At 61.3% G+C, this 19,422-nt stretch carries 19 protein-coding genes; 16 read left to right on the plus strand and 3 right to left on the minus strand.

From position 1 onward, the window contains the following. Positions 1–12 precede the first annotated feature (12 nt). The 3 genes from patD (at position 13) to AC6BYQ_RS15140 (ending at position 4,668) form a co-directional block, all read left to right on the plus strand. Positions 13–1,437, plus strand: a complete 1,425-nt coding sequence (gene patD / locus AC6BYQ_RS15130; protein WP_498057122.1) for an aminobutyraldehyde dehydrogenase — start codon at positions 13–15, stop codon at positions 1,435–1,437. Positions 1,438–1,576: 139 nt separating this feature from the next. Next, the gene (locus AC6BYQ_RS15135) at positions 1,577–3,487 is read left to right on the plus strand and encodes an NAD(P)-binding protein (protein ID WP_498057123.1); all 1,911 of its coding nucleotides are present in this window, start codon (positions 1,577–1,579) and stop codon (positions 3,485–3,487) included. Further along, positions 3,484–4,668, plus strand: coding sequence for a c-type cytochrome (locus tag AC6BYQ_RS15140; RefSeq protein WP_498057124.1), 1,185 nt, complete (start codon positions 3,484–3,486; stop codon positions 4,666–4,668). The genes AC6BYQ_RS15135 and AC6BYQ_RS15140 overlap by 4 nt, the downstream gene beginning before the upstream one ends. 37 nt (positions 4,669–4,705) lie before the next feature. Here AC6BYQ_RS15140 and hmpA read toward each other — a convergent pair whose 3' ends face one another. Further along, positions 4,706–5,896 carry an NO-inducible flavohemoprotein gene (gene hmpA, locus AC6BYQ_RS15145; protein ID WP_498057125.1) on the minus strand — a complete coding sequence of 397 codons (1,191 nt, stop codon included), beginning with the start codon at positions 5,894–5,896 and terminating at the stop codon, positions 4,706–4,708. A gap of 357 nt (positions 5,897–6,253) precedes the next feature. On the opposite strand from hmpA, the gene glyA reads away from it, so the two are divergent. Both glyA and AC6BYQ_RS15155 read left to right on the plus strand, forming a co-directional pair. Then, on the plus strand, positions 6,254–7,507 hold the full coding sequence (gene glyA / locus AC6BYQ_RS15150) for a serine hydroxymethyltransferase (protein ID WP_004941389.1): 1,254 nt from the start codon (positions 6,254–6,256) through the stop codon (positions 7,505–7,507). A gap of 156 nt (positions 7,508–7,663) precedes the next feature. Further along, entirely contained in the window at positions 7,664–8,809 is a 1,146-nt protein-coding gene (locus tag AC6BYQ_RS15155) for a 3-phenylpropionate MFS transporter (protein WP_019452342.1), read from the plus strand. 6 nt (positions 8,810–8,815) lie between these two features. Here the strand turns inward: AC6BYQ_RS15155 and csiE are convergent, their stop codons facing one another. Next, on the minus strand, positions 8,816–10,081 hold the full coding sequence (csiE, locus tag AC6BYQ_RS15160) for a stationary phase inducible protein CsiE (RefSeq protein WP_498057126.1): 1,266 nt from the start codon (positions 10,079–10,081) through the stop codon (positions 8,816–8,818). Between the two features lie 181 nt (positions 10,082–10,262). Between csiE and AC6BYQ_RS15165 the strand changes: the two genes are divergently transcribed. Both AC6BYQ_RS15165 and AC6BYQ_RS15170 read left to right on the plus strand, forming a co-directional pair. Beyond that, positions 10,263–10,898 carry a DUF1007 family protein gene (locus tag AC6BYQ_RS15165; RefSeq protein ID WP_025159550.1) on the plus strand — a complete coding sequence of 212 codons (636 nt, stop codon included), beginning with the start codon at positions 10,263–10,265 and terminating at the stop codon, positions 10,896–10,898. Then, complete coding sequence (locus AC6BYQ_RS15170; protein ID WP_498057127.1) at positions 10,889–11,911, plus strand: nickel/cobalt transporter; 1,023 nt, start codon at positions 10,889–10,891, stop codon at positions 11,909–11,911. Before AC6BYQ_RS15165 ends, AC6BYQ_RS15170 begins: the two co-directional genes overlap by 10 nt. A gap of 57 nt (positions 11,912–11,968) precedes the next feature. On the opposite strand, the gene suhB is transcribed toward AC6BYQ_RS15170, so the two are convergent. Continuing rightward, positions 11,969–12,772: an inositol-1-monophosphatase gene (suhB, locus tag AC6BYQ_RS15175; protein WP_004941400.1), complete on the minus strand. Its 804-nt coding sequence runs from the start codon at positions 12,770–12,772 to the stop codon at positions 11,969–11,971. 119 nt (positions 12,773–12,891) lie between these two features. Between suhB and trmJ the strand changes: the two genes are divergently transcribed. From trmJ to iscX, 9 genes are all read left to right on the plus strand, one after another. Further along, positions 12,892–13,626 (plus strand): tRNA (cytosine(32)/uridine(32)-2'-O)-methyltransferase TrmJ, encoded by a 735-nt coding sequence (gene trmJ / locus AC6BYQ_RS15180; protein ID WP_019452346.1) that lies wholly within the window; start codon positions 12,892–12,894, stop codon positions 13,624–13,626. A gap of 193 nt (positions 13,627–13,819) precedes the next feature. Next, positions 13,820–14,314: a Fe-S cluster assembly transcriptional regulator IscR gene (iscR, locus tag AC6BYQ_RS15185; RefSeq protein ID WP_025159551.1), complete on the plus strand. Its 495-nt coding sequence runs from the start codon at positions 13,820–13,822 to the stop codon at positions 14,312–14,314. Positions 14,315–14,368: 54 nt separating this feature from the next. Continuing rightward, positions 14,369–15,583, plus strand: a complete 1,215-nt coding sequence (iscS, locus tag AC6BYQ_RS15190) for a cysteine desulfurase (RefSeq protein WP_015378780.1) — start codon at positions 14,369–14,371, stop codon at positions 15,581–15,583. A gap of 24 nt (positions 15,584–15,607) precedes the next feature. Then, positions 15,608–15,994, plus strand: a complete 387-nt coding sequence (iscU, locus tag AC6BYQ_RS15195) for a Fe-S cluster assembly scaffold IscU (RefSeq protein WP_004941408.1) — start codon at positions 15,608–15,610, stop codon at positions 15,992–15,994. Between the two features lie 54 nt (positions 15,995–16,048). Continuing rightward, positions 16,049–16,372 (plus strand): iron-sulfur cluster assembly protein IscA, encoded by a 324-nt coding sequence (iscA, locus tag AC6BYQ_RS15200; protein WP_004941410.1) that lies wholly within the window; start codon positions 16,049–16,051, stop codon positions 16,370–16,372. 62 nt (positions 16,373–16,434) lie between these two features. Next, positions 16,435–16,956 carry a co-chaperone HscB gene (hscB, locus tag AC6BYQ_RS15205; protein ID WP_033644094.1) on the plus strand — a complete coding sequence of 174 codons (522 nt, stop codon included), beginning with the start codon at positions 16,435–16,437 and terminating at the stop codon, positions 16,954–16,956. Positions 16,957–16,988: 32 nt separating this feature from the next. Next, entirely contained in the window at positions 16,989–18,839 is a 1,851-nt protein-coding gene (gene hscA, locus AC6BYQ_RS15210) for a Fe-S protein assembly chaperone HscA (RefSeq protein ID WP_025159552.1), read from the plus strand. Positions 18,840–18,841: 2 nt separating this feature from the next. Further along, on the plus strand, positions 18,842–19,177 hold the full coding sequence (gene fdx, locus AC6BYQ_RS15215) for an ISC system 2Fe-2S type ferredoxin (RefSeq protein WP_004941417.1): 336 nt from the start codon (positions 18,842–18,844) through the stop codon (positions 19,175–19,177). A gap of 32 nt (positions 19,178–19,209) precedes the next feature. Further along, positions 19,210–19,410, plus strand: coding sequence for a Fe-S cluster assembly protein IscX (iscX, locus tag AC6BYQ_RS15220; RefSeq protein WP_006327336.1), 201 nt, complete (start codon positions 19,210–19,212; stop codon positions 19,408–19,410). Positions 19,411–19,422: the final 12 nt, after the last annotated feature.

Raw genomic sequence — 19,422 nt, forward strand, 5'->3', positions numbered from 1 at the left:
AAGGATAACCCTATGCAAAGCCAACTGTTGATTGACGGCCAACTGGTGAATGGCCAGGGCGCGACCCAGCCGGTGTATAACCCGGCGACTGGCGAAGTGATCGCGCAGGTGGCGGAGGCCAGCCCGGAGCAGGTCGATCGCGCGGTGCTGGCGGCAGACGCCGCATTCGCCGACTGGGGGCAAACCACGCCGAAAGAGCGCGCCGAGCATCTGCTCAAGCTGGCGGATCTGATCGACGAGCATGCCGAGACCTTCGCCAGGCTGGAGTCGCTCAACTGCGGCAAGCCTTACCACTGCGTGCTGAACGACGAGCTGCCGGCGGTGGCCGACGTGTTTCGCTTCTTCGCCGGTGCCAGCCGCTGCCTGACCGGCATGGCGGCCGGCGAGTATCTGGCCGGGCACACCTCGATGATCCGCCGCGATCCGCTCGGCGTGGTGGCCTCGATCGCGCCGTGGAACTATCCGCTGATGATGGCGGCCTGGAAACTGGCACCGGCGTTGGCGGCGGGCAACTGCGTGGTGATCAAGCCTTCGGAGCAAACGCCGCTGACCACCTTCAAACTGGCCGAACTGGCCGCCGGGTTGTTCCCGCCGGGCGTGCTCAACGTGCTGTTCGGCCGCGGCGCCAGCGTCGGCGATCGGCTGACCGGGCATGACAAGGTGCGCATGGTGTCGCTGACCGGGTCGATCGCCACCGGCGAGCACATCATCGCCCACACCGCCGCCGGCATTAAGCGCACCCATATGGAGCTGGGCGGTAAGGCGCCGGTGCTGGTGTTCGACGACGCCGATGTGCAACAGGTGGTAGAAGGCATTCGCGGCTTCGGGTTCTACAACGCCGGCCAGGATTGCACCGCCGCCTGCCGCATCTACGCGCAGAAAAGCATTTATCCCGAGCTGGTGAAGCGGCTGGGCGAGGCGGTGGCTAGCCTGAAGATCGGCGCGCCGGACGATGAGAGCACCGAACTGGGGCCGTTGATTACCGCCCAGCATCTGGAGCGGGTCGCCGGTTTCGTCGAGCGAGCCAAAGCGTTGCCGCACGTGCAGGTAGTGACCGGCGGCGAGAAGGTGAAGGGGCCGGGCTACTATTTCCAGCCGACGCTGCTGGCTGGCGCGCGCCAGGAAGATGAGATCGTGCAGCGCGAAGTGTTCGGCCCGGTGGTGACGGTGACGCCGTTCGACGACGAAGAGCAGGTGCTGGCCTGGGCGAACGAATCCAACTATGGGTTGGCCTCGTCCGTGTGGACCCGCGACGTGGGCCGCGCGCATCGCTTAAGCGCCCGCCTGCAATACGGCTGCACCTGGGTGAACACCCACTTCATGCTGGTGAGCGAGATGCCGCACGGCGGCCAGAAACTGTCCGGTTACGGCAAGGATATGTCGATGTACGGGCTGGAGGATTACACGGCCATTCGTCATGTGATGTTCAAACATTGATTTTACAATAATTATCCGCACAATAGCGCGGCCTTTGGGCCGGCCCCGGCCGGCCGATGATAATAATATTCCCCTATGCATTTCAGGCGGCAACGCCGCAATTTGACGTGCGACGGGGAAAAATTGAAAGGAAGCCTATATGGGTATCACCCGACGCGATTTTCTCAACGGGGTGGCGATCACCATCGCCGCCGGGTTGACGCCGCTGCAAATCCTGCGCGCGTCACCGCAAACCGCCAATCAAACCCTGTACTACCCGCCGGCGCTGACCGGGCTACGGGGCAACCATCCGGGCTCGTTCGAGCATGCGCATCAACTGGGGCGCGACGGAAAAACCTTTGACTTCGGCAGCGTGCCCGCCGTTGAAGAGTTCGATCTGGTGGTGGTGGGCGCCGGCATCAGCGGCCTGGCGGCCGCCTGTTTCTGGCAGCAGCTGAAGGGCGAGCAGCAGCGCATTCTGCTGATCGACAACCATGACGACTTCGGCGGCCACGCCAAGCGCAACGAATTCAACAGCGACGACGGCATGTTGCTCGGCTACGGCGGCAGCGAATCGCTGCAGTCGCCGCGCTCCAACTTCAGCCCGGTGGCGATGGGGCTGCTGCGCAAGATCGGCGTCGATATCGATCGGTTGGAGCAGGCTTTTGACACCAATTTCTATCCGGATCTGAACCTGAGCCGCGGCGTTTATTTCGATCGCAAAAACTTCGGCGTCGATAAGGTGGTGAGCGGCGATCCGGGCCGCACGGTGGCGGACGACATTCCGCGCGATCGCCTCAACGGGCGGCCTTACGCAGAGTTCATCGGCGATTTCCCGCTGCCGGAAAGCGACCGCCAGGCGCTGATCGCGCTGCATACGGTGGAGAAAGATTATCTGCCGGAGATGACGCTGGAGCAGAAGGTCGAATGGCTCGACACCCACAGCTACACCCAGTTCCTGCGTGAGAAGGTTGGGCTGAGCGAGCTGGCGATCCGCTACTTCCAGCAGACCACCAACGATTTCCAGGCGGTGGGCATCGACGGCACCTCGTGCAGCGATGCGCGCATCTGCGATCTGCCGGGCCTCGGCGGCATGAATCTGCCGCCGCTGGACGAAGAGTCGCAGGCGGATCTCGACGATCCTTATGTGTTCCATTTCCCGGACGGCAACGCCACGCTGGCGCGCCTGATGGTGCGCAAGCTGATCCCGGCGGTGGCGCCGGCCGGCAAGGACATGGACGACGTGGTGCTGGCCAAATTCGACTACAGCCAGCTCGATCGGCCGGAGTCGCCGGTGAAGCTGCGTTTGAACAGCACCGGGCTGCACGCGGCCAACGTCGGCGACAAGGTGGAAGTCACCTATATGACCGGCGAGAAGATGACCAAGGTGCGCGCGGGCCAGGTGGTGATGGCCGGCTACAACATGATGATCCCGTATCTGGTGCCGGAGATGTCGCACGAGCAGCAGGAGGCGTTGAAGCAGAACGTCAAGTCGCCGCTGGTGTACAGCAAGGTGGTGATCCGCAACTGGCAGCCGTTCATCAAGCTGGGCGTGCACGAGATCTACTCGCCGGCCGCACCGTACAGCCGCGTGAAGCTGGATTATCCGGTGAGCATGGGCGGCTATCAGCATCCGCGCGATCCGGATCGGCCAATCGGCCTGCATATGGTGTATGTACCGACGCTGCCGGGCAGCGGCCTCAGCCCGCGTGAGCAGTCGCGCAAAGGGCGCGCGCTGCTGCTGGGCACGCCGTTTGAGGTACACGAGCAGATGATCCGCGAACAGCTGCAGGGCATGCTGGGCGAGGCCGGTTTCGATCATCAGCGCGATATTCAGGCGATCACCGTCAACCGCTGGTCGCACGGTTACTCCTACTTCCTCAACGGGCTGTTTGACGACGAAGAAGAAGCCAAGAAAATCATCGAAACGGCGCGGCAGCCGATCGGCAAGATTGTTATCGCCAACTCCGATGCTGACTGGAGCCCGTACGCTAACTCGGCGATCGACCAGGCGTGGCGCGCGGTTAACGAACTGGCCTACGACAAGGTTGCCGCCAAGGAGGGTGCATGAGTCTGCGTTCGCTGTACCTGTTGAGCCTGCTGGCGGCCGGCGGTTCGGCCCAGGCGATGTCGGCCGGGGAATACGTCGCCAAAGCCGGTGACTGCACCGCCTGCCACACCGCGCCGGGCGGCGCTGAACTGGCGGGCGGCATGAAGTTCCCGACGCCGCTCGGGGCTATCTACGCCACCAACATCACGCCGGACAAGCTGCACGGCATCGGCGCCTATTCGTTCGAGGAGTTCGATCGCGCCATGCGCCAGGGGGTAGCCAAAGACGGCCACCGGCTCTACCCGGCGATGCCGTACACCTCGTACGCCAAAATGAGCGCGGAAGACATGCGTGCGCTGTATGACTATCTGATGAACGAGGTGCCGGCGCAGAACGTCGCCAACCGCGCCAGCGACATTAGTTGGCCGCTGTCGATGCGCTGGCCGCTGGCGGTGTGGAACCAGCTGTTCCACGACGACCAGCCGTATCAGGCGGATCCGCAGCAGAGCGCCGAGTGGAACCGCGGCGCCTACCTGGTGCAGGGTGCCGGCCACTGCGGCAGCTGCCACACGCCGCGCGGCTGGGCGATGCAGGAGAAGGGGCTGGATGGCAAGGAAACAGTGTTCCTGAGCGGCGCCGAACTCGACGGCTGGTACGCTTCCAATCTGCGCGGCATGCCGCCGGAAGAGGTGACGGCGCTGCTGAAAACCGGCCGCAGCCGCCATGCGGCGGTCGCCGGGCCGATGAGCGAGGTGGTGACCCACAGTACGCAGTACCTCAGCGACGGCGATCTGAACGCCATCGCGGTGTACCTGCGCAGCCTGGCGCCGGAAAGCGCCGCCAAACCTGCCTCATCTGCTGCGCAGGCGGATAATCCGGGCGGCAAGGCGACCTATGCGATGTACTGCTCGACCTGCCACGGCAACCAGGGCGAGGGCACCGACTTCGCCATTCCGGCGCTGGCGGGCAACGCCACGGTGACGGCGGACAATCCGCTGACCGCGCTGCGGGTGGTGCTGGAAGGGGCGCATACGCCGACCACGCAACAGGCGATGGCGTTCGACATGCCGGCTTACGGCTGGGCGCTGAACGATCGGCAGGCGGCCGATCTGATGAGCTACCTGCGGGGAAGCTGGGGCAACCAAGCGGCGCCGGTGACGGTGCAGCAGGTGCAGGACGCGCGCCAACTGCAGGCGAAATAAAGAGGGAGCGCGGTCTGACGGCCGCGCTCCGCAAGCATTACAGCACCTTATGCGGGCCGAAGCATTCGTAGTGGATGCGTTCGGCCTCTACGCCCATCTCCAGCAGCTGTTTACCCACGAACTGCATGAAGGCTACCGGGCCGCAGAAGTAATAGTGCATCTGCGGATCGGCCAGGCTGCCCCGCAGCGCGCTCAAATCCATCAATCCGCGGCTGTGGTAATCGCGGCCTTCCACGTCATCGGCGCCCGGCTCGCGGTACCACACATGGCGGCTCAGATTCGGCATGCGCCCGGCAATATCCGCCACTTCATCGGCAAAGGCGTGCACGTCGCCGTTTTCCGCCGCGTGCAGCCAGTGGACCTGCGCCTGATGCTGGTTGTCGTGCAGGGTGTTGAGCATGCCGAGCATCGGGGTTTGGCCGACGCCGGCGGAGATCAGCGCCACCGGCGTAGTCGGCGCCACGTCGAGGAAGAAGTCGCCGTGCGGCGGGGCGATGTAGATCACGTCGCCTTCCTGCGCCTGCTGATGCAGGTAGTTGGACACTTTACCCTGATCTTCACGCTTTACCGCGATGCGGTAGAACTCGCCGTTCGGCGAGGTGGTCAGCGAGTACTGGCGAATTTCCTGATGCTCCAGGCTGTCGTGCTTGATGTAGACCGCCAGATACTGCCCCGGTTTGAAGTCCGCCACCCGGCCGCCGTCCACCGGCGCCAGCACGAAGCTGCAGATCACGTCGCTCTGCGGCTGTTTCTTCAGGATGCGGAATGCGCGCAGATCGCGCCAGCCGCCGTTATCGGTTTCGCTCTGCTGATAAATCTGCTCTTCACGCTGAATAAACACGTTGGCCAGCACGCCGTAGGCTTTGCCCCAGGCGTCCAGCACTTCCTGACCCGGACTGAACATCTCGTCCAGCGTTGCCAGCAGGTGGCCGCCGACGATGTTGTACTGCTCCGGCTGAATATTGAAGCTGGTGTGCTTCTGCGCGATGCGCTCCACCGCCGGCAGCAGCGCCGCCAGGTTCTCGATGTTGGCGGCATAGGCGCAGATGGCGTCGAACAGCGCCTGACGCTGATCGCCGTTGCGCTGATTGCTCATGTTGAAAATGTCTTTCAATTCCGGGTTGTGCGCGAACATGCGATCGTAAAAGTGGGCGGTCAGCTTCGGCCCGGTTGCAGCCAGCAGGGGAATAGTGGATTTCACGGTGGCGATGGTTTGGCTATCCAGCATGGGAGCGCTCCTTGGGTTGGGCTCTTGACGAGAATTTTAATGATGTATTTTAAATGCATCTTATTGGGTTCCGCGTCGCTTGTAAATGCCCTTGTTTTCGTTGCGGTGTTCTTCAGGCGTCGATCGTGTTCACAGAACATGAAAAAAGCGCATTGTTCGCATGAGGAAATGTCCGTTGATAAACGGGGACATTTCGCGGATCAAAGCCTTGCGCTGCCTTATGCCAATCGTTTGCGTAAAAACCTCTGTCAAGACCTATCTTCGGTGGGGGGAAACGGTTTACACTGTGGCCCAGAACCCAAACGGGTAGTTATTTGGTGATTTTTTAGTTAGCTGATTTAAGTCAGGAGATGCCGGATGTTAAAGCGTGAAATGAACATTGCCGATTACGATGCTGAACTGTGGCGCGCCATGGAGCAGGAAGTGGTGCGTCAGGAAGAGCACATCGAGCTGATCGCGTCTGAGAACTACACCAGCCCGCGCGTGATGCAGGCTCAGGGTTCCCAGCTGACCAACAAATACGCTGAAGGCTATCCGGGCAAGCGTTACTACGGCGGCTGCGAATACGTGGATATCGTTGAACAGCTGGCTATCGATCGCGCCAAAGAATTGTTCGGCGCCGATTACGCCAACGTGCAGCCGCACTCAGGCTCCCAGGCTAACTTCGCCGTGTACACCGCGCTGCTGCAGCCGGGCGACACCATTCTGGGCATGAACCTGGCGCACGGCGGTCACCTGACCCACGGTTCCCCGGTCAACCTGTCCGGCAAGCTGTATAACGTGGTGCCTTACGGCATCGACGACAAAGGTCAAATCGACTATGACGATCTGGCCAAACAGGCGCAGACCCACAAGCCGAAAATGATCATCGGCGGCTTCTCCGCTTACTCCGGCGTGGTTGACTGGGCCAAAATGCGCGAAATCGCCGACAGCATCGGCGCTTACCTGTTTGTCGACATGGCGCACGTAGCGGGTCTGATCGCCGCCGGCGTGTACCCGAACCCGGTGCCGCACGCGCACATCGTCACTACCACCACCCACAAAACCCTGGCGGGTCCGCGCGGCGGTCTGATCCTGGCGAAGGGCGGCGACGAAGAGCTGTACAAGAAGCTGAACTCTGCCGTGTTCCCTGGCGGCCAGGGCGGCCCGCTGATGCACGTGATCGCCGGCAAGGCGGTGGCGCTGAAAGAAGCGATGGAGCCTGAGTTCAAGGTTTACCAGCAGCAAGTGGCGGTCAACGCCAAGGCGATGGTGGAAGTGTTCCTGCAGCGCGGCTACAAAGTGGTCTCCGGCGGCACCCATAACCACCTGTTCCTGCTGGATCTGGTCGACAAAAACCTGACCGGTAAAGAAGCTGACGCCGCCCTGGGCCGCGCCAACATCACCGTCAACAAAAACAGCGTGCCGAACGATCCGAAGAGCCCGTTCGTCACCTCCGGCGTGCGTATCGGCACCCCGGCCGTGACCCGTCGCGGCTTCAAAGAAGCCGACGTGCGCGAGCTGGCCGGTTGGATCTGCGATGTGCTGGACAACATCAACGATGAAGCCACCATCGAACGCACCAAGAAGAAAGTGCTGGATATTTGCGCCCGCCTGCCGGTTTACGCCTAATCCCGCTTTCGCCTGACAAAACCCGCTGCGGCGGGTTTTTTTATGGCCGCTTGCGGCAAACTGTGAACTGTTTGGCACTCTAATGCATTGAAGTGGAATGAAGATTGCCGGGCGGTGTGAGCTCTGTCAAAGTATCGCCCTCACACCGGAGGGATCATGGTTCTGCAATCAACGCGTTGGCTCGCTCTCAGTTATTTCACCTACTTCTTTTCCTATGGCATCTTCTTACCGTTCTGGGGCGTGTGGCTGAAAGGCGAGGGCATCGCGCCCGAAACCATCGGCATTTTACTCGGCGCCGGTCTGGTGGCCCGCTTCCTCGGTAGCTTGCTGATTGCTCCCCGCGTTAAAGATCCCTCTCATCTGGTCTCCGCCCTGCGCCTGTTGGCCCTGTTGACGTTGGCCTTCGCGGTCGGTTTCTGCTTCGGCAACGGCTGGGGGTGGCTGATGCTGGTGATCGCCGGTTTCAACCTGTTCTTTTCGCCGCTGGTGCCGCTGACCGACGCCCTGGCCGCTACCTGGCAGAAGCAAATCCGCATGGACTACGGCCGGGTGCGGCTGTGGGGGTCGCTGGCATTCGTCATCGGCTCGGCGCTGACCGGGCAACTGGTGGCGGTGTGGGGCCATAACGCCATTCTCTACAGCCTGATCCTCAGCGTGCTGGCGATGCTGCTGGGCATGCTGTTGAAGCCGAACGTTATGCCGCAGGGTGAAGCGCGCACGCACAGCGGGGACGAGCGTTCGCTGTGGGCGCTGCTGAAAGAAGGGCCGGTCTGGCGCTTCCTGCTGTGCGTCACGTTGCTGCAGGGGGCGCATGCCGGCTACTACAGCTTTGGCTCCATTTACTGGCAGGAGGCCGGTTATTCGGCCTCGACCATAGGCTACCTGTGGTCGCTGGGCGTGGTGGCGGAGGTGATTATTTTCGCCAGCAGCAACGTGCTGTTCCGCCGCTGGAATGCGCGCAACCTGCTGTTGCTCTCCGCCTGCTGCGGCGTGTTGCGCTGGAGCCTGATGGCCTACAGTACCGAACTGGGCTGGTTGCTGCTGATTCAGATCTTGCACTGCGGCACCTTTACCGTGTGCCACCTGGCGGCGATGCGCTTTATCGCTGCGCGTCAGGGGCAGGAGGTGATCCGGCTGCAGGCGGTGTATTCGGCGTTGGCGATGGGCGGCGGTATCGCCGTCATGACGGTGATCGCCGGGTTCCTGTTCGAACATTGGCAGGGCGGGGTATTCTGGGTGATGGCGGCGGTCGCAGCGCCGGCCTTGTTCATCCGGCCACCGGCGGTCAGCGTCAGCCGTTGATGTTGATTAAGGGGCTTCCAGCAGCGCGCGGATGGCCTCGCGCTGCCGGCTTTCCAGCGGCAGCTCGGTGTAGATCAGCGGCGGGCGCGGAGCGCTGTGCACCGCCGCATAAGGGGTGATCACCAGCGTGACGCCCTGCGGCGCTCCGCCGCGCAGGTAGTCGCCCAGCGGCAGATACTTGATGTTCAGCGGCAGTAGCGTGAGCTCGCGGAGCTGATATTCCACTTCCTCTTCCAACTGCGGGTTATCCAGCGTCAGCAGCAGCACCTGTTTTTCCTGTAGTGCGTTGTCCTGCATCAGCCAGGCACCGAAGCTGATGGCCACCAGGCCCGCTTCCTCGTTGGAAAACTGCACGCCGTACTCCTGTTCCAGCGGCTTCAGCGCATCCTGCGTGGTGCGCATCAGCCGCGGGTATTTACGCACCACTTCTTCCAGCAGCATATTGTCGATGCCGATGGCGAAACGGCAGCGCTCCAGCGCCGGCGCCAGGTGGGCGAACAGCTGGCTGACCAGCTCCGCTTTGCTGCTGAAAGCCATGCCGGAAAGCTGCTGGAAACGCACGACCATGCTGTCGATCGCCGCCATCAGCCGCTGTTCTTGCGCCGAGTCATCGCTGTGGTAGCTGTGATTTTTCAACATGGTGAAGGTCAGCGCCAGAAAATCGCGCTCGTCCGCGTGTGGCGGCTGGTTAAACAGCCGGTTGCAGGCCTGATGTAGCCAGGCGGCGGCTTGCTGCTCCGGCTTTTGCCGCAGCCAGTCGCGTTGAACGGCGTCGAAACGCGGATGGCGCTGCAGGCGGTTTTGCCAGGCGCAGTAGAGCAGGTAATGCAGCAGGAATTGGCGGTCGCGCGCGTCGAAGTGGCGGTTGAGCAGCGGTTCGCAGGTGTCTATCGCTTGAGCCAGCTGCGACGCCGACCCGGCATCGGCCGCCAGCGCCAGCCGCAGGCGCGGGGCGAAGTCGCTTTCGACGAACTGCGGGCTGCAGCGCAGGGCCCGCCGCAGCCAATGGATCAGGCACAGGCGCTGATCGAGCGCGCTGCCCCGCAGTTGGTAGCCATGGTCGGGATCGACGGCGATCTCCAGATGGTGGAAACGCTGGATTTCACTGGCCACCTCGGCTATATCTTGCCGGGTTATCGGGGGGGCGACGCCATTGATTCGGCTTAAGGTCTCCAGCTGTAACTCGGGCTCCGGCGTGTACAGCATCAGCAGCAGATGACAGCGCCGTTGTTGTCCGGAGAGCTCAGGCACGGGAGAGGTGTCCAGGCTCATATCACCTTCCGGCATATAAGGTTGCGATTATGCCTAAGCATAGCAAAAGGCTTTGTAACGTCAGGATGACAGCGCGGCTTTTACTTCGGCTTACAACTTTCGTCACAAATATTGCCGGGAGCGGCGGACCGTTCGGCAGTTATTTGTGTTACGTTATAACAAATGCAGGTAAGACAGGATAATGATGAAGTTACGTCGTCTTTTGGCTGCCCTCGGCGCCGTGTTCAGCGCTGGAGCAGCCGCTCATCCGCACAGCTTTATCGACATGAACACCACCTTCGTCGCCAAAGACCAGCGGCTGGTCGGCCTGAAAATGGTGTGGGTGATGGATGAAATCACCTCGGCGGATCTGCTCTACGATGCGAAAAACGCCAAGAGCGATTCGGAAGTGTGGAAAAAGCTGGCGGCGGAAGTGATGGCCAACGTGCTGGGGCAGCACTATTTCACCGATCTTTATCGCGACGGCAAGCCGGTGAAATACCTGAACTTGCCCAGCGAATATCACCTGTCGCGCCAGGGCAACCAGGCGGTGTTGGAGTTCGTGCTGCCGTTGGCCGAGCCGCAGCCGTTGGCGGGCAAGCCGTTTCAACTTTCTACTTACGATCCGACTTATTTCGTGGATATGACCTATAAAGACCAAAATGCGCTGCATCTGCCGCCGGAGATGGCGCAGCAGTGCAGTTACAAGCTGATGACGCCGAAGCCGAATGCGTCGCTGCAGGCCTATGCGCTGTCGCTCGACAAGAACGACTCGCCCGGCGAAGACCTGGCGCTGGGGCAACAGTTTGCCCAGCGGGTGACGCTGCAATGTCGCTAAATTTCTCTCCGCCGACGACAAGCCGACGCCACTGGGCCTTTGGCCTGTGGCCGCTGCTGCCGTTCACGCTGGCGCTGACGGCCGCCGCGCTGCTGGCGTGGCACTACTGGCCGCAGCTGCTGATGCAGAGCGTGGTATGGCAAAAAGCGCTGCATCAACAGATGGCGGGGCTGTTGCAGCAGGTGAAGGCCGCGCCGCAGCAGGCCGGGCTGGCGCTGATGCTGTTCAGCCTCGGTTATGGCGTTTTGCATGCGCTTGGGCCCGGCCACGGTAAAGTGGTGATCGCCACCTATCTGGCCACCCACCCGGCGCGGCTGAAAAGTAGCCTGAAGCTGACCTTCGCCGCGTCACTGGTGCAGGGGCTGGTGGCGATCGCGTTGGTGACGTTGATGTTGGTGGTGTTGCAGCTCTCTTCGCGCCAGCTGCACCAAAGCAGCTTTTGGCTGGAGAAGGGCAGTTTTATTCTGGTGATGCTGCTTGGCGCGCTGCTGAGTTGGCGCGCGCTGAAACGTCTGTTTGCGGCGATCAAAGCGATGCGCCCGGCGCCGGCGCTGCGCATCAACAGCCTGATGCCGCTGGCGGCGGATCATGTGCACAGCGCCGACTGCGGCTGCGGGCACCGGCATCTGCCGAGCGACAGCGAGCTACAGGCGGGGAGCGACTGGCGAACCCGAACCGCCATCGTGCTGGCGATGGGCATGCGCCCCTGCTCGGGGGCGATTTTGGTGCTGCTGTTCTCCAAGGTGATCGGCGTGTTCGGCTGGGGCGTGCTTTCCGCGCTGGCGATGGCATTCGGCACATCCTTGACCATTTCCATGCTGGCGCTGCTGGTGCATTACAGCCGCCGGCTGGCGGTGCGCCTCAGCCGTTCGCGCGCGCCCGCCGCCTGGAGCGCGGTAGCCTGGGGCTCGCTGGCGCTGGCCGGTGGCCTGATCCTGCTGGCCGCCGGGCTGCTGTTGTACGTCAGCGCGCAGCCGGAATTCGGCGGCGGCATCCGCCCCTTCTCTCGCTAACGGGCATAAAAAAAGCGCTGCATCGGCAGCGCTTTTTTTTCGATTCGCTTCTGGCGATTAACGCTTCAGCGCTTCGCTCAGTTCTTCACGCATGGTGGCCAACATGGCTTTCACCACGCGCGGGTTGCCCGCTACCACGTTGCCGGAGCTGAAGTGGTTGTGGCCGCCGACGAAGTCGGTCACCAGGCCGCCGGCTTCACGCACCAGCAGCTCGCCCGCAGCGAAGTCCCACGGCTTCAGGCCGATTTCGAAGAAACCGTCTACGCGGCCGGCGGCCACATAGGCCAGATCCAGCGCGGCGGAACCGGTGCGGCGGAAGTCCGCACACTGGGTGAACAGTTTGCCGACGATGTTGATGTAAGGCGTAGCGTGCTGTTTGACTTTGAACGGGAAGCCGGTCGCCAGGATGGTGCCATCCAGATCTTTGGCGTTGGTGCCGCGCAGGCGGTAACCGTTGAGCTGGGCGCCCTGGCCGCGAGTGGCGGTGAACAGTTCGTTGCGCATCGGATCGTAAACCACGGCCACTTCAGTACGGCCTTTGATGCGTACGGCGATGGAAACGGAGAAATGAGGGAAGCGTTTGATGAAGTTTGCAGTGCCATCCAGTGGATCGATCACCCATTGCACATCGCGATCTTCGCCGATCAGTTCGCCGCGCTCTTCGCTCACGATGCTGTGTTGCGGATAAGACTTGCGGATGACGTCGATGATCAGATGCTCTGCATCGCGATCGACGTTGGTGACGAAGTCGTTGGTCCCTTTCTGGCTCGCTTCTACAGCGTCAGGGGTTTCGTAGTTTTTGGCAATCAGGTTACCGGCCTTGCGCGCAGCGCGCACGGCGATAGTCAGCATCGGATGCATGGGTATCTTCCAACTAGGATGTTAAAGAACAGGAAACGGCGCGAAGTATAGCAGCTGTTCGGCAAATTGCCTACGGCTGTGTTAAGATGCTGCGATTTTCCGCCACGCTCAGAGTTTGTATGCTGCACAATATCCGCATTGTTCTGGTAGAGACTTCACATACCGGCAACATGGGCTCGACCGCCAGAGCCATGAAAACCATGGGTTTAACCAACCTTTATCTGGTTAATCCGCTGATCAAACCCGACTCTCAGGCCATCGCCCTGGCCGCCGGCGCCAGCGACGTGATCGGCAACGCCACTATCGTCGATACCCTCGATGACGCCATCGCCGGCTGCAGCCTGGTGGTGGGCACCAGCGCGCGCTCCCGCACCTTGCCGTGGCCGATGCTGGAGCCGCGTGAATGCGGCGTGCGTTCGGTGCACGAAGGCGAGCACGCGCCGGTGGCGCTGGTGTTCGGCCGTGAACGCGTCGGGCTGACCAACGATGAATTGCAGAAGTGCCACTACCACGTCGCCATTCCGGCCAACCCGGACTACAGCTCGCTGAACCTGGCGATGGCGGTGCAGATCCTGGCGTACGAAGTGCGTGTGGCTTACCTCGATCGCCAACAGGCGGGCGCGCCGCAGCTGGAAGAGACGCCGTATCCGCTGGTGGATGACCTCGAGCGCTTCTATCAGCACCTGGAGCAGACGCTGCAGCGCACCGGCTTTATTCGCCCGTCCCATCCGGGCCAGGTGATGAACCGCCTGCGTCGGCTGTTCACCCGCGCGCGCCCGGAAGGGCAGGAGCTGAATATCCTGCGCGGCATGCTGACGTCGATCGAGAAACAGGACAAACATCAAGGTAATTAATTGATGCGGCGTAACGGTGGGCGACAATAGTATTAGTTATCCAAAGGTTATAACATGTATTTTATATACCTTTGTTCTTGCTAAGTACAAAACGTGCTAATACTTGAGTTAATTACTAGGTTAAATAGTTGACTGATTTACTCAGGAATGTCAGACTTTCGGCCATATTTGACCAACAGGTAACCATTGAGCTATGAGACTGACATCCAAAGGCCGTTATGCCGTAACCGCTATGCTCGACGTAGCGCTGCATTCCCAGGAAGGGCCGGTGCCACTGGCGGACATTTCCGAACGCCAGGGTATTTCGCTCTCTTATCTGGAACAATTATTCTCCCGTCTGCGCAAGAATGGCCTGGTGGCCAGCGTGCGCGGTCCGGGCGGTGGTTATCTGCTGGGTAAAGACGCGGGTGAGATCGCCGTTGGCGCTGTCATCACTGCTGTCGATGAATCGGTAGATGCAACCCGTTGCCAGGGCAAAGAAGGCTGCCAGGGCGGCGATCGCTGCTTGACCCACGCCCTGTGGCGCGATCTGAGCGAGCGCATCAGCGGGTTCCTGAACAACATTACGCTGGCTGAACTGGTCAACAACCAGGAAGTGCTGATGGTGGCAGATCGTCAAAACAACGATACGCGCCGCACGGCCAACGGTCGTCCGCAAGAAACTATCAACGTTAATCTGCGCGCATAAGCAGCTGGCGAAATTATTTTAGTTTTTGGAAGTGATGTACGGAGCACAAGAGCAATGAAATTACCGATTTATCTGGATTACTCAGCAACGACGCCGGTCGACCCGCGCGTTGCTGAGAAGATGATGCAGTTTTTGACCCTGGACGGCACTTTCGGCAACCCGGCTTCCCGTTCCCACCGTTTCGGTTGGCAGGCGGAAGAGGCGGTAGACATCGCCCGTAACCAAATCGCCGAACTGGTGGGCGCCGACCCGCGCGAAATCGTCTTCACCTCCGGGGCGACCGAATCCGACAACCTGGCGATCAAAGGCGCTGCCAATTTCTACCAGAAAAAAGGCAAGCACATCATCACCAGCAAAACCGAACACAAAGCCGTGCTGGACACCTGCCGTCAGCTGGAGCGCGAAGGGTTCGAAGTGACCTACCTGGCGCCGCAGAGCAACGGCATCATCAGCCTGCAGGATCTCGAAGCGGCGATGCGTGATGACACCATTCTGGTCTCCATCATGCACGTCAACAACGAGATCGGCGTGGTGCAGGACATCGAAGCGATCGGCGAAATGTGCCGCGCGCGCGGTATCATCTACCACGTTGACGCTACCCAGAGCGTGGGCAAACTGCCTATCGATCTGAGCAAGCTGAAAGTCGACCTGATGTCGTTCTCCGGCCACAAAATCTATGGCCCGAAAGGCATCGGCGCGCTGTACGTGCGCCGCAAGCCGCGTATCCGCATCGAAGCGCAGGTGCACGGCGGTGGTCACGAGCGAGGCATGCGTTCCGGCACCCTGCCTGTTCACCAGATCGTCGGCATGGGCGAAGCTTACCGCATCGCCAAAGAAGAGATGACCGAAGAGATGGCGCGTCTGCGCACCCTGCGCGATCGTCTGTGGAACGGCGTGAAAGATATGGAAGAAGTGTATCTGAACGGCGATCTGGAGCACGGCGCACCGAACATCCTGAACGTCAGCTTCAACTATGTTGAAGGCGAGTCGCTGATCATGGCGCTGAAAGACCTGGCCGTTTCTTCCGGTTCAGCCTGTACCTCCGCCAGCCTCGAGCCGTCCTACGTGCTGCGCGCGCTGGGCATGAGCGATGAATTGGCGCACAGCTCGATCCGTTTCTCCCTGGGGCGTTTCACCACGGAAGAAGAGATCGACTACACCATTCAACTGGTGCGTAAATCCATCGGCCGTCTGCGCGATCTGTCCCCGCTGTGGGAGATGTTCAAGCAGGGCGTGGATATCAACAGCATCGAATGGGCGCATCATTAATTCTCAGGTTTCAGGAGCAAGGTCATGGCTTACAGCGAAAAAGTAATCGATCATTATGAAAACCCGCGCAACGTGGGTTCTTTCGACAACGAAGATCCTACCGTCGGCAGCGGCATGGTGGGGGCGCCGGCTTGCGGCGACGTCATGAAGCTGCAGATCAAGGTTAACGATGAAGGCATCATCGAAGACGCGCGCTTTAAAACTTACGGCTGCGGTTCCGCCATCGCCTCCAGCTCGCTGGTGACCGAATGGATGAAAGGCAAGTCGCTGGATCAGGCTGAAGCGATCAAAAACACCCAGATCGCCGAAGAGCTGGAATTGCCGCCGGTCAAAATTCACTGCTCGATCCTGGCTGAAGACGCCATCAAAGCAGCGATTGCCGACTATAAGAGCAAGCATAGCGCCAAGTAATTTGTCTGAGTCGGCCCGGCCGCGCCGGGCTTTGATGTGAAGTGTGAGGTTGTGATGTCTATTACCATGAGCGACAGCGCTGCGCAGCGTGTTCAGGCGTTTTTGACGAACCGCGGCAAAGGTCTCGGCCTGCGTCTGGGAGTGCGAACTTCCGGCTGCTCCGGGATGGCGTACGTGCTGGAATTTGTTGACGAAGCCAACGATGACGACATCGTGTTTGAAGACAAAGGCATCAAGGTGATCATCGACGGCAAGAGCCTGGTCTACCTTGACGGCACCGAGCTTGATTTCGTTAAGGAAGGCCTGAACGAGGGCTTCAAGTTCAACAACCCGAACGTCTCAAGCGAATGCGGCTGCGGCGAGAGTTTCAACGTCTGACAGTCCATCGTGCTCCCCCGCCTCGGCGGGGGAACTTCATCCGCTAACGCCCAGAGCACGCTATGGATTACTTTACTTTATTCGGGCTGCCAGTTCGCTATACCGTGGACGGCAGCCTGCTTGCGTCCCGCTTCCAGGATCTGCAGCGCCAATTCCACCCCGATCGTTTCGCCAACCAGCCGGAGCGCGAACGCCTGATGGCGTTGCAGCAGGCGGCGACCATCAACGAAGCCTACCAGGCGCTGAAGCACCCGTTAAAACGCGCGGAGTATATGCTATCTTTGCACGGCTTCGATCTGGGCAACGAACAGCATACGATGCGCGACACCGCGTTTCTGATGGAACAGCTGGAACTGCGCGAAGAGCTCGACGCCATTGAGCGCAAGCCGGAGGCGGAAAGCCTGCTGGCCGATTTCGGCGCGCGGCTGGCCGCCTCGGTCAAACAGCGCAGCGCGCTGATGCTGCAGCAGTTGGATAGCGAGCAGTGGGCGGACGCCGCCGACACCGTGCGCAAGCTGCGCTTTTTGGACAAACTCCAGCAACAGGTTGAACAACTCGAAGAAAAACTGCTGGGTTTTGAGTAACACCTTCTGATTCTGATTGTGGAAGCTTCAACATGGCCTTATTACAAATTAGTGAGCCTGGCCTCAGCGCCGCGCCGCACCAGCGACGCTTGGCCGCCGGCATCGACTTAGGCACCACCAACTCGCTGGTCGCCACGGTGCGCAGCGGGCAGGCGGAAACGCTGGCCGACGAACAGGGGCGCCATTTGCTGCCTTCGGTGGTGCATTATCAGGCGGACGCGCAGCGCGTCGGCTGGGAGGCGCGCCAACAGGCGGCGCAGGATCCGGCCAATACCGTCAGCTCCATCAAACGCATGATGGGCCGCTCGTTGGCGGACGTGCAGCAACGTTACCCGAACCTGCCGTATCAATTCCAGGCCAGCGACAACGGCCTACCGCTGATCGTCACCGCCGCCGGCCCGGTTAACCCGGTCGGCGTCTCCGCCGATATCCTGCGGGCCCTGTCCGCGCGCGCGCAAGCGGCGCTGGAAGGGGAGCTGGACGGCGTGGTGATCACCGTTCCCGCCTACTTCGACGACGCGCAGCGCCAGGGCACCAAAGACGCGGCGCGTCTGGCCGGCCTGCACGTCCTGCGCCTGCTGAACGAACCGACCGCGGCGGCGATCGCCTATGGGCTGGATTCCGGCCAGGAAGGGGTGATCGCGGTTTACGATCTGGGCGGCGGCACCTTTGATATCTCTATTCTTCGTCTCAGCCGCGGCGTGTTCGAAGTGCTGGCGACCGGCGGCGATTCCGCGCTGGGCGGCGACGACTTCGATCATCTGTTGGCCGACTGGCTGCGCGAGCAGGCCGGCGTGGCCGATCGCAGCGACCACGGCGTGCAGCGCCAACTGCTGGATGCCGCCATCGCCGCCAAAATCGCGTTGAGCGATGCCGACAGCGCGCGCGTTGAGGTGGCAGGCTGGCAGGGCGAGGTGACCCGCGCCCAGTTTGAAGCGCTGATCGCCCCGCTGGTGAAACGCACGCTGATGGCTTGCCGCCGCGCGCTGAAAGACGCCGGCGTCACCGCCGACGAGGTGCTGGAAGCGGTGATGGTCGGCGGTTCTACCCGCGTGCCGCTGGTGCGGGAGCAGGTGGGGGCCTTCTTCGGCCGCACGCCTCTGACGTCGATCGATCCGGATAAAGTGGTCGCCATCGGCGCCGCGATCCAGGCCGACATCCTGGTGGGCAACAAGCCGGACAGCGACATGCTGTTGCTGGACGTGATCCCGCTGTCGCTGGGTCTCGAAACCATGGGCGGTCTGGTGGAGAAAGTGATCCCGCGCAACACCACTATCCCGGTGGCGCGCGCGCAGGAGTTCACCACCTTTAAAGACGGCCAGAGCGCGATGATGATTCACGTGCTGCAGGGCGAGCGCGAGCTGGTGCAGGATTGCCGTTCGCTGGCGCGCTTTACGCTGCGTGGCCTGCCGCCGCTGCCTGCCGGGGGCGCGCACATTCGCGTGACCTTCCAGGTGGACGCGGACGGCCTGCTGAGCGTCACCGCGATGGAGAAATCCACCGGCGTTGAAGCCTCGATCCAGGTCAAACCGTCGTACGGTCTGTCGGACAGCGAAATCGCCGGCATGATCAAAGACTCGATGGCCAACGCGCAAAGCGACGTGGGCGCACGCAAGCTGGCGGAGCAACGTGTGGAAGCCGCGCGGGTGCTGGAAAGCCTACAGGGCGCGCTGGCCACCGACGCCGCGCTGCTGAGCGAGGCGGAAAGCCAGGCGATCGCCGCCGCGACCCAGGCGTTGCAGCAGGCGGCGCAGGGTGAAGATCCCGCCGCTATCGAAGACGCTATCAAAACATTAGATGCACAAACGCAAGATTTTGCCGCGCGCCGCATGGACGCCTCCATTCGCCGCGCGCTGGCTGGCCATTCTGTGGATGAGGTTTAACCATGCCTAAAATTGTTTTCCTGCCCCATCAAGATCTTTGCCCGGAAGGGGCGGTTCTGGAAGCCGAAAAAGGGGAGTCGATCCTCAACGTTGCGCTGCGCAACGGCATTGAAATCGAGCACGCCTGCGAGAAATCCTGCGCCTGCACCACCTGTCACTGCATCGTGCGTGAAGGCTTCGATTCGCTGGAAGAGAGCAGCGAGCTGGAAGACGACATGCTGGACAAAGCGTGGGGGCTGGAGCCGGAAAGCCGTCTGAGCTGCCAGGCGCTGGTCGCCGACGAAGATCTGGTGGTCGAAATGCCGCGTTACACCGTCAACCACGCGCGTGAGCATTAATTGTTAGCCGCGGCGCCAACCAGGAGATCATAATGGGACTGAAGTGGACCGACAGCCGTGAAATCGGCGAAGCCCTGTACGACCAATACCCGGACACCGATCCGAAAACCGTGCGTTTTACCGACATGCATCAGTGGATCTGCGATCTGGAAGAGTTCGATGACGATCCACAGGCTTCCAACGAAAAAATACTGGAAGCGATCCTGCTGGTCTGGTTAGATGAAGCGGAGTAAATAGCGTAACGG

Source organism: Serratia sp. LTN-2, from assembly GCF_059740205.1.

Excerpts from the sequence above, each read along its gene's own strand:
- patD (WP_498057122.1), top strand. The coding sequence starts at position 13 with ATGCAAAGCCAACTGTTGATTGACGGCCAACTGGTGAATGGCCAGGGC.
- AC6BYQ_RS15135 (WP_498057123.1), top strand. The coding sequence starts at position 1,577 with ATGGGTATCACCCGACGCGATTTTCTCAACGGGGTGGCGATCACCATC.
- AC6BYQ_RS15140 (WP_498057124.1), top strand. The coding sequence starts at position 3,484 with ATGAGTCTGCGTTCGCTGTACCTGTTGAGCCTGCTGGCGGCCGGCGGT.
- hmpA (WP_498057125.1), bottom strand. The coding sequence starts at position 5,896 with ATGCTGGATAGCCAAACCATCGCCACCGTGAAATCCACTATTCCCCTG.
- glyA (WP_004941389.1), top strand. The coding sequence starts at position 6,254 with ATGTTAAAGCGTGAAATGAACATTGCCGATTACGATGCTGAACTGTGG.
- AC6BYQ_RS15155 (WP_019452342.1), top strand. The coding sequence starts at position 7,664 with ATGGTTCTGCAATCAACGCGTTGGCTCGCTCTCAGTTATTTCACCTAC.
- csiE (WP_498057126.1), bottom strand. The coding sequence starts at position 10,081 with ATGAGCCTGGACACCTCTCCCGTGCCTGAGCTCTCCGGACAACAACGG.
- AC6BYQ_RS15165 (WP_025159550.1), top strand. The coding sequence starts at position 10,263 with ATGATGAAGTTACGTCGTCTTTTGGCTGCCCTCGGCGCCGTGTTCAGC.
- AC6BYQ_RS15170 (WP_498057127.1), top strand. The coding sequence starts at position 10,889 with ATGTCGCTAAATTTCTCTCCGCCGACGACAAGCCGACGCCACTGGGCC.
- suhB (WP_004941400.1), bottom strand. The coding sequence starts at position 12,772 with ATGCATCCGATGCTGACTATCGCCGTGCGCGCTGCGCGCAAGGCCGGT.
- trmJ (WP_019452346.1), top strand. The coding sequence starts at position 12,892 with ATGCTGCACAATATCCGCATTGTTCTGGTAGAGACTTCACATACCGGC.
- iscR (WP_025159551.1), top strand. The coding sequence starts at position 13,820 with ATGAGACTGACATCCAAAGGCCGTTATGCCGTAACCGCTATGCTCGAC.
- iscS (WP_015378780.1), top strand. The coding sequence starts at position 14,369 with ATGAAATTACCGATTTATCTGGATTACTCAGCAACGACGCCGGTCGAC.
- iscU (WP_004941408.1), top strand. The coding sequence starts at position 15,608 with ATGGCTTACAGCGAAAAAGTAATCGATCATTATGAAAACCCGCGCAAC.
- iscA (WP_004941410.1), top strand. The coding sequence starts at position 16,049 with ATGTCTATTACCATGAGCGACAGCGCTGCGCAGCGTGTTCAGGCGTTT.
- hscB (WP_033644094.1), top strand. The coding sequence starts at position 16,435 with ATGGATTACTTTACTTTATTCGGGCTGCCAGTTCGCTATACCGTGGAC.
- hscA (WP_025159552.1), top strand. The coding sequence starts at position 16,989 with ATGGCCTTATTACAAATTAGTGAGCCTGGCCTCAGCGCCGCGCCGCAC.
- fdx (WP_004941417.1), top strand. The coding sequence starts at position 18,842 with ATGCCTAAAATTGTTTTCCTGCCCCATCAAGATCTTTGCCCGGAAGGG.
- iscX (WP_006327336.1), top strand. The coding sequence starts at position 19,210 with ATGGGACTGAAGTGGACCGACAGCCGTGAAATCGGCGAAGCCCTGTAC.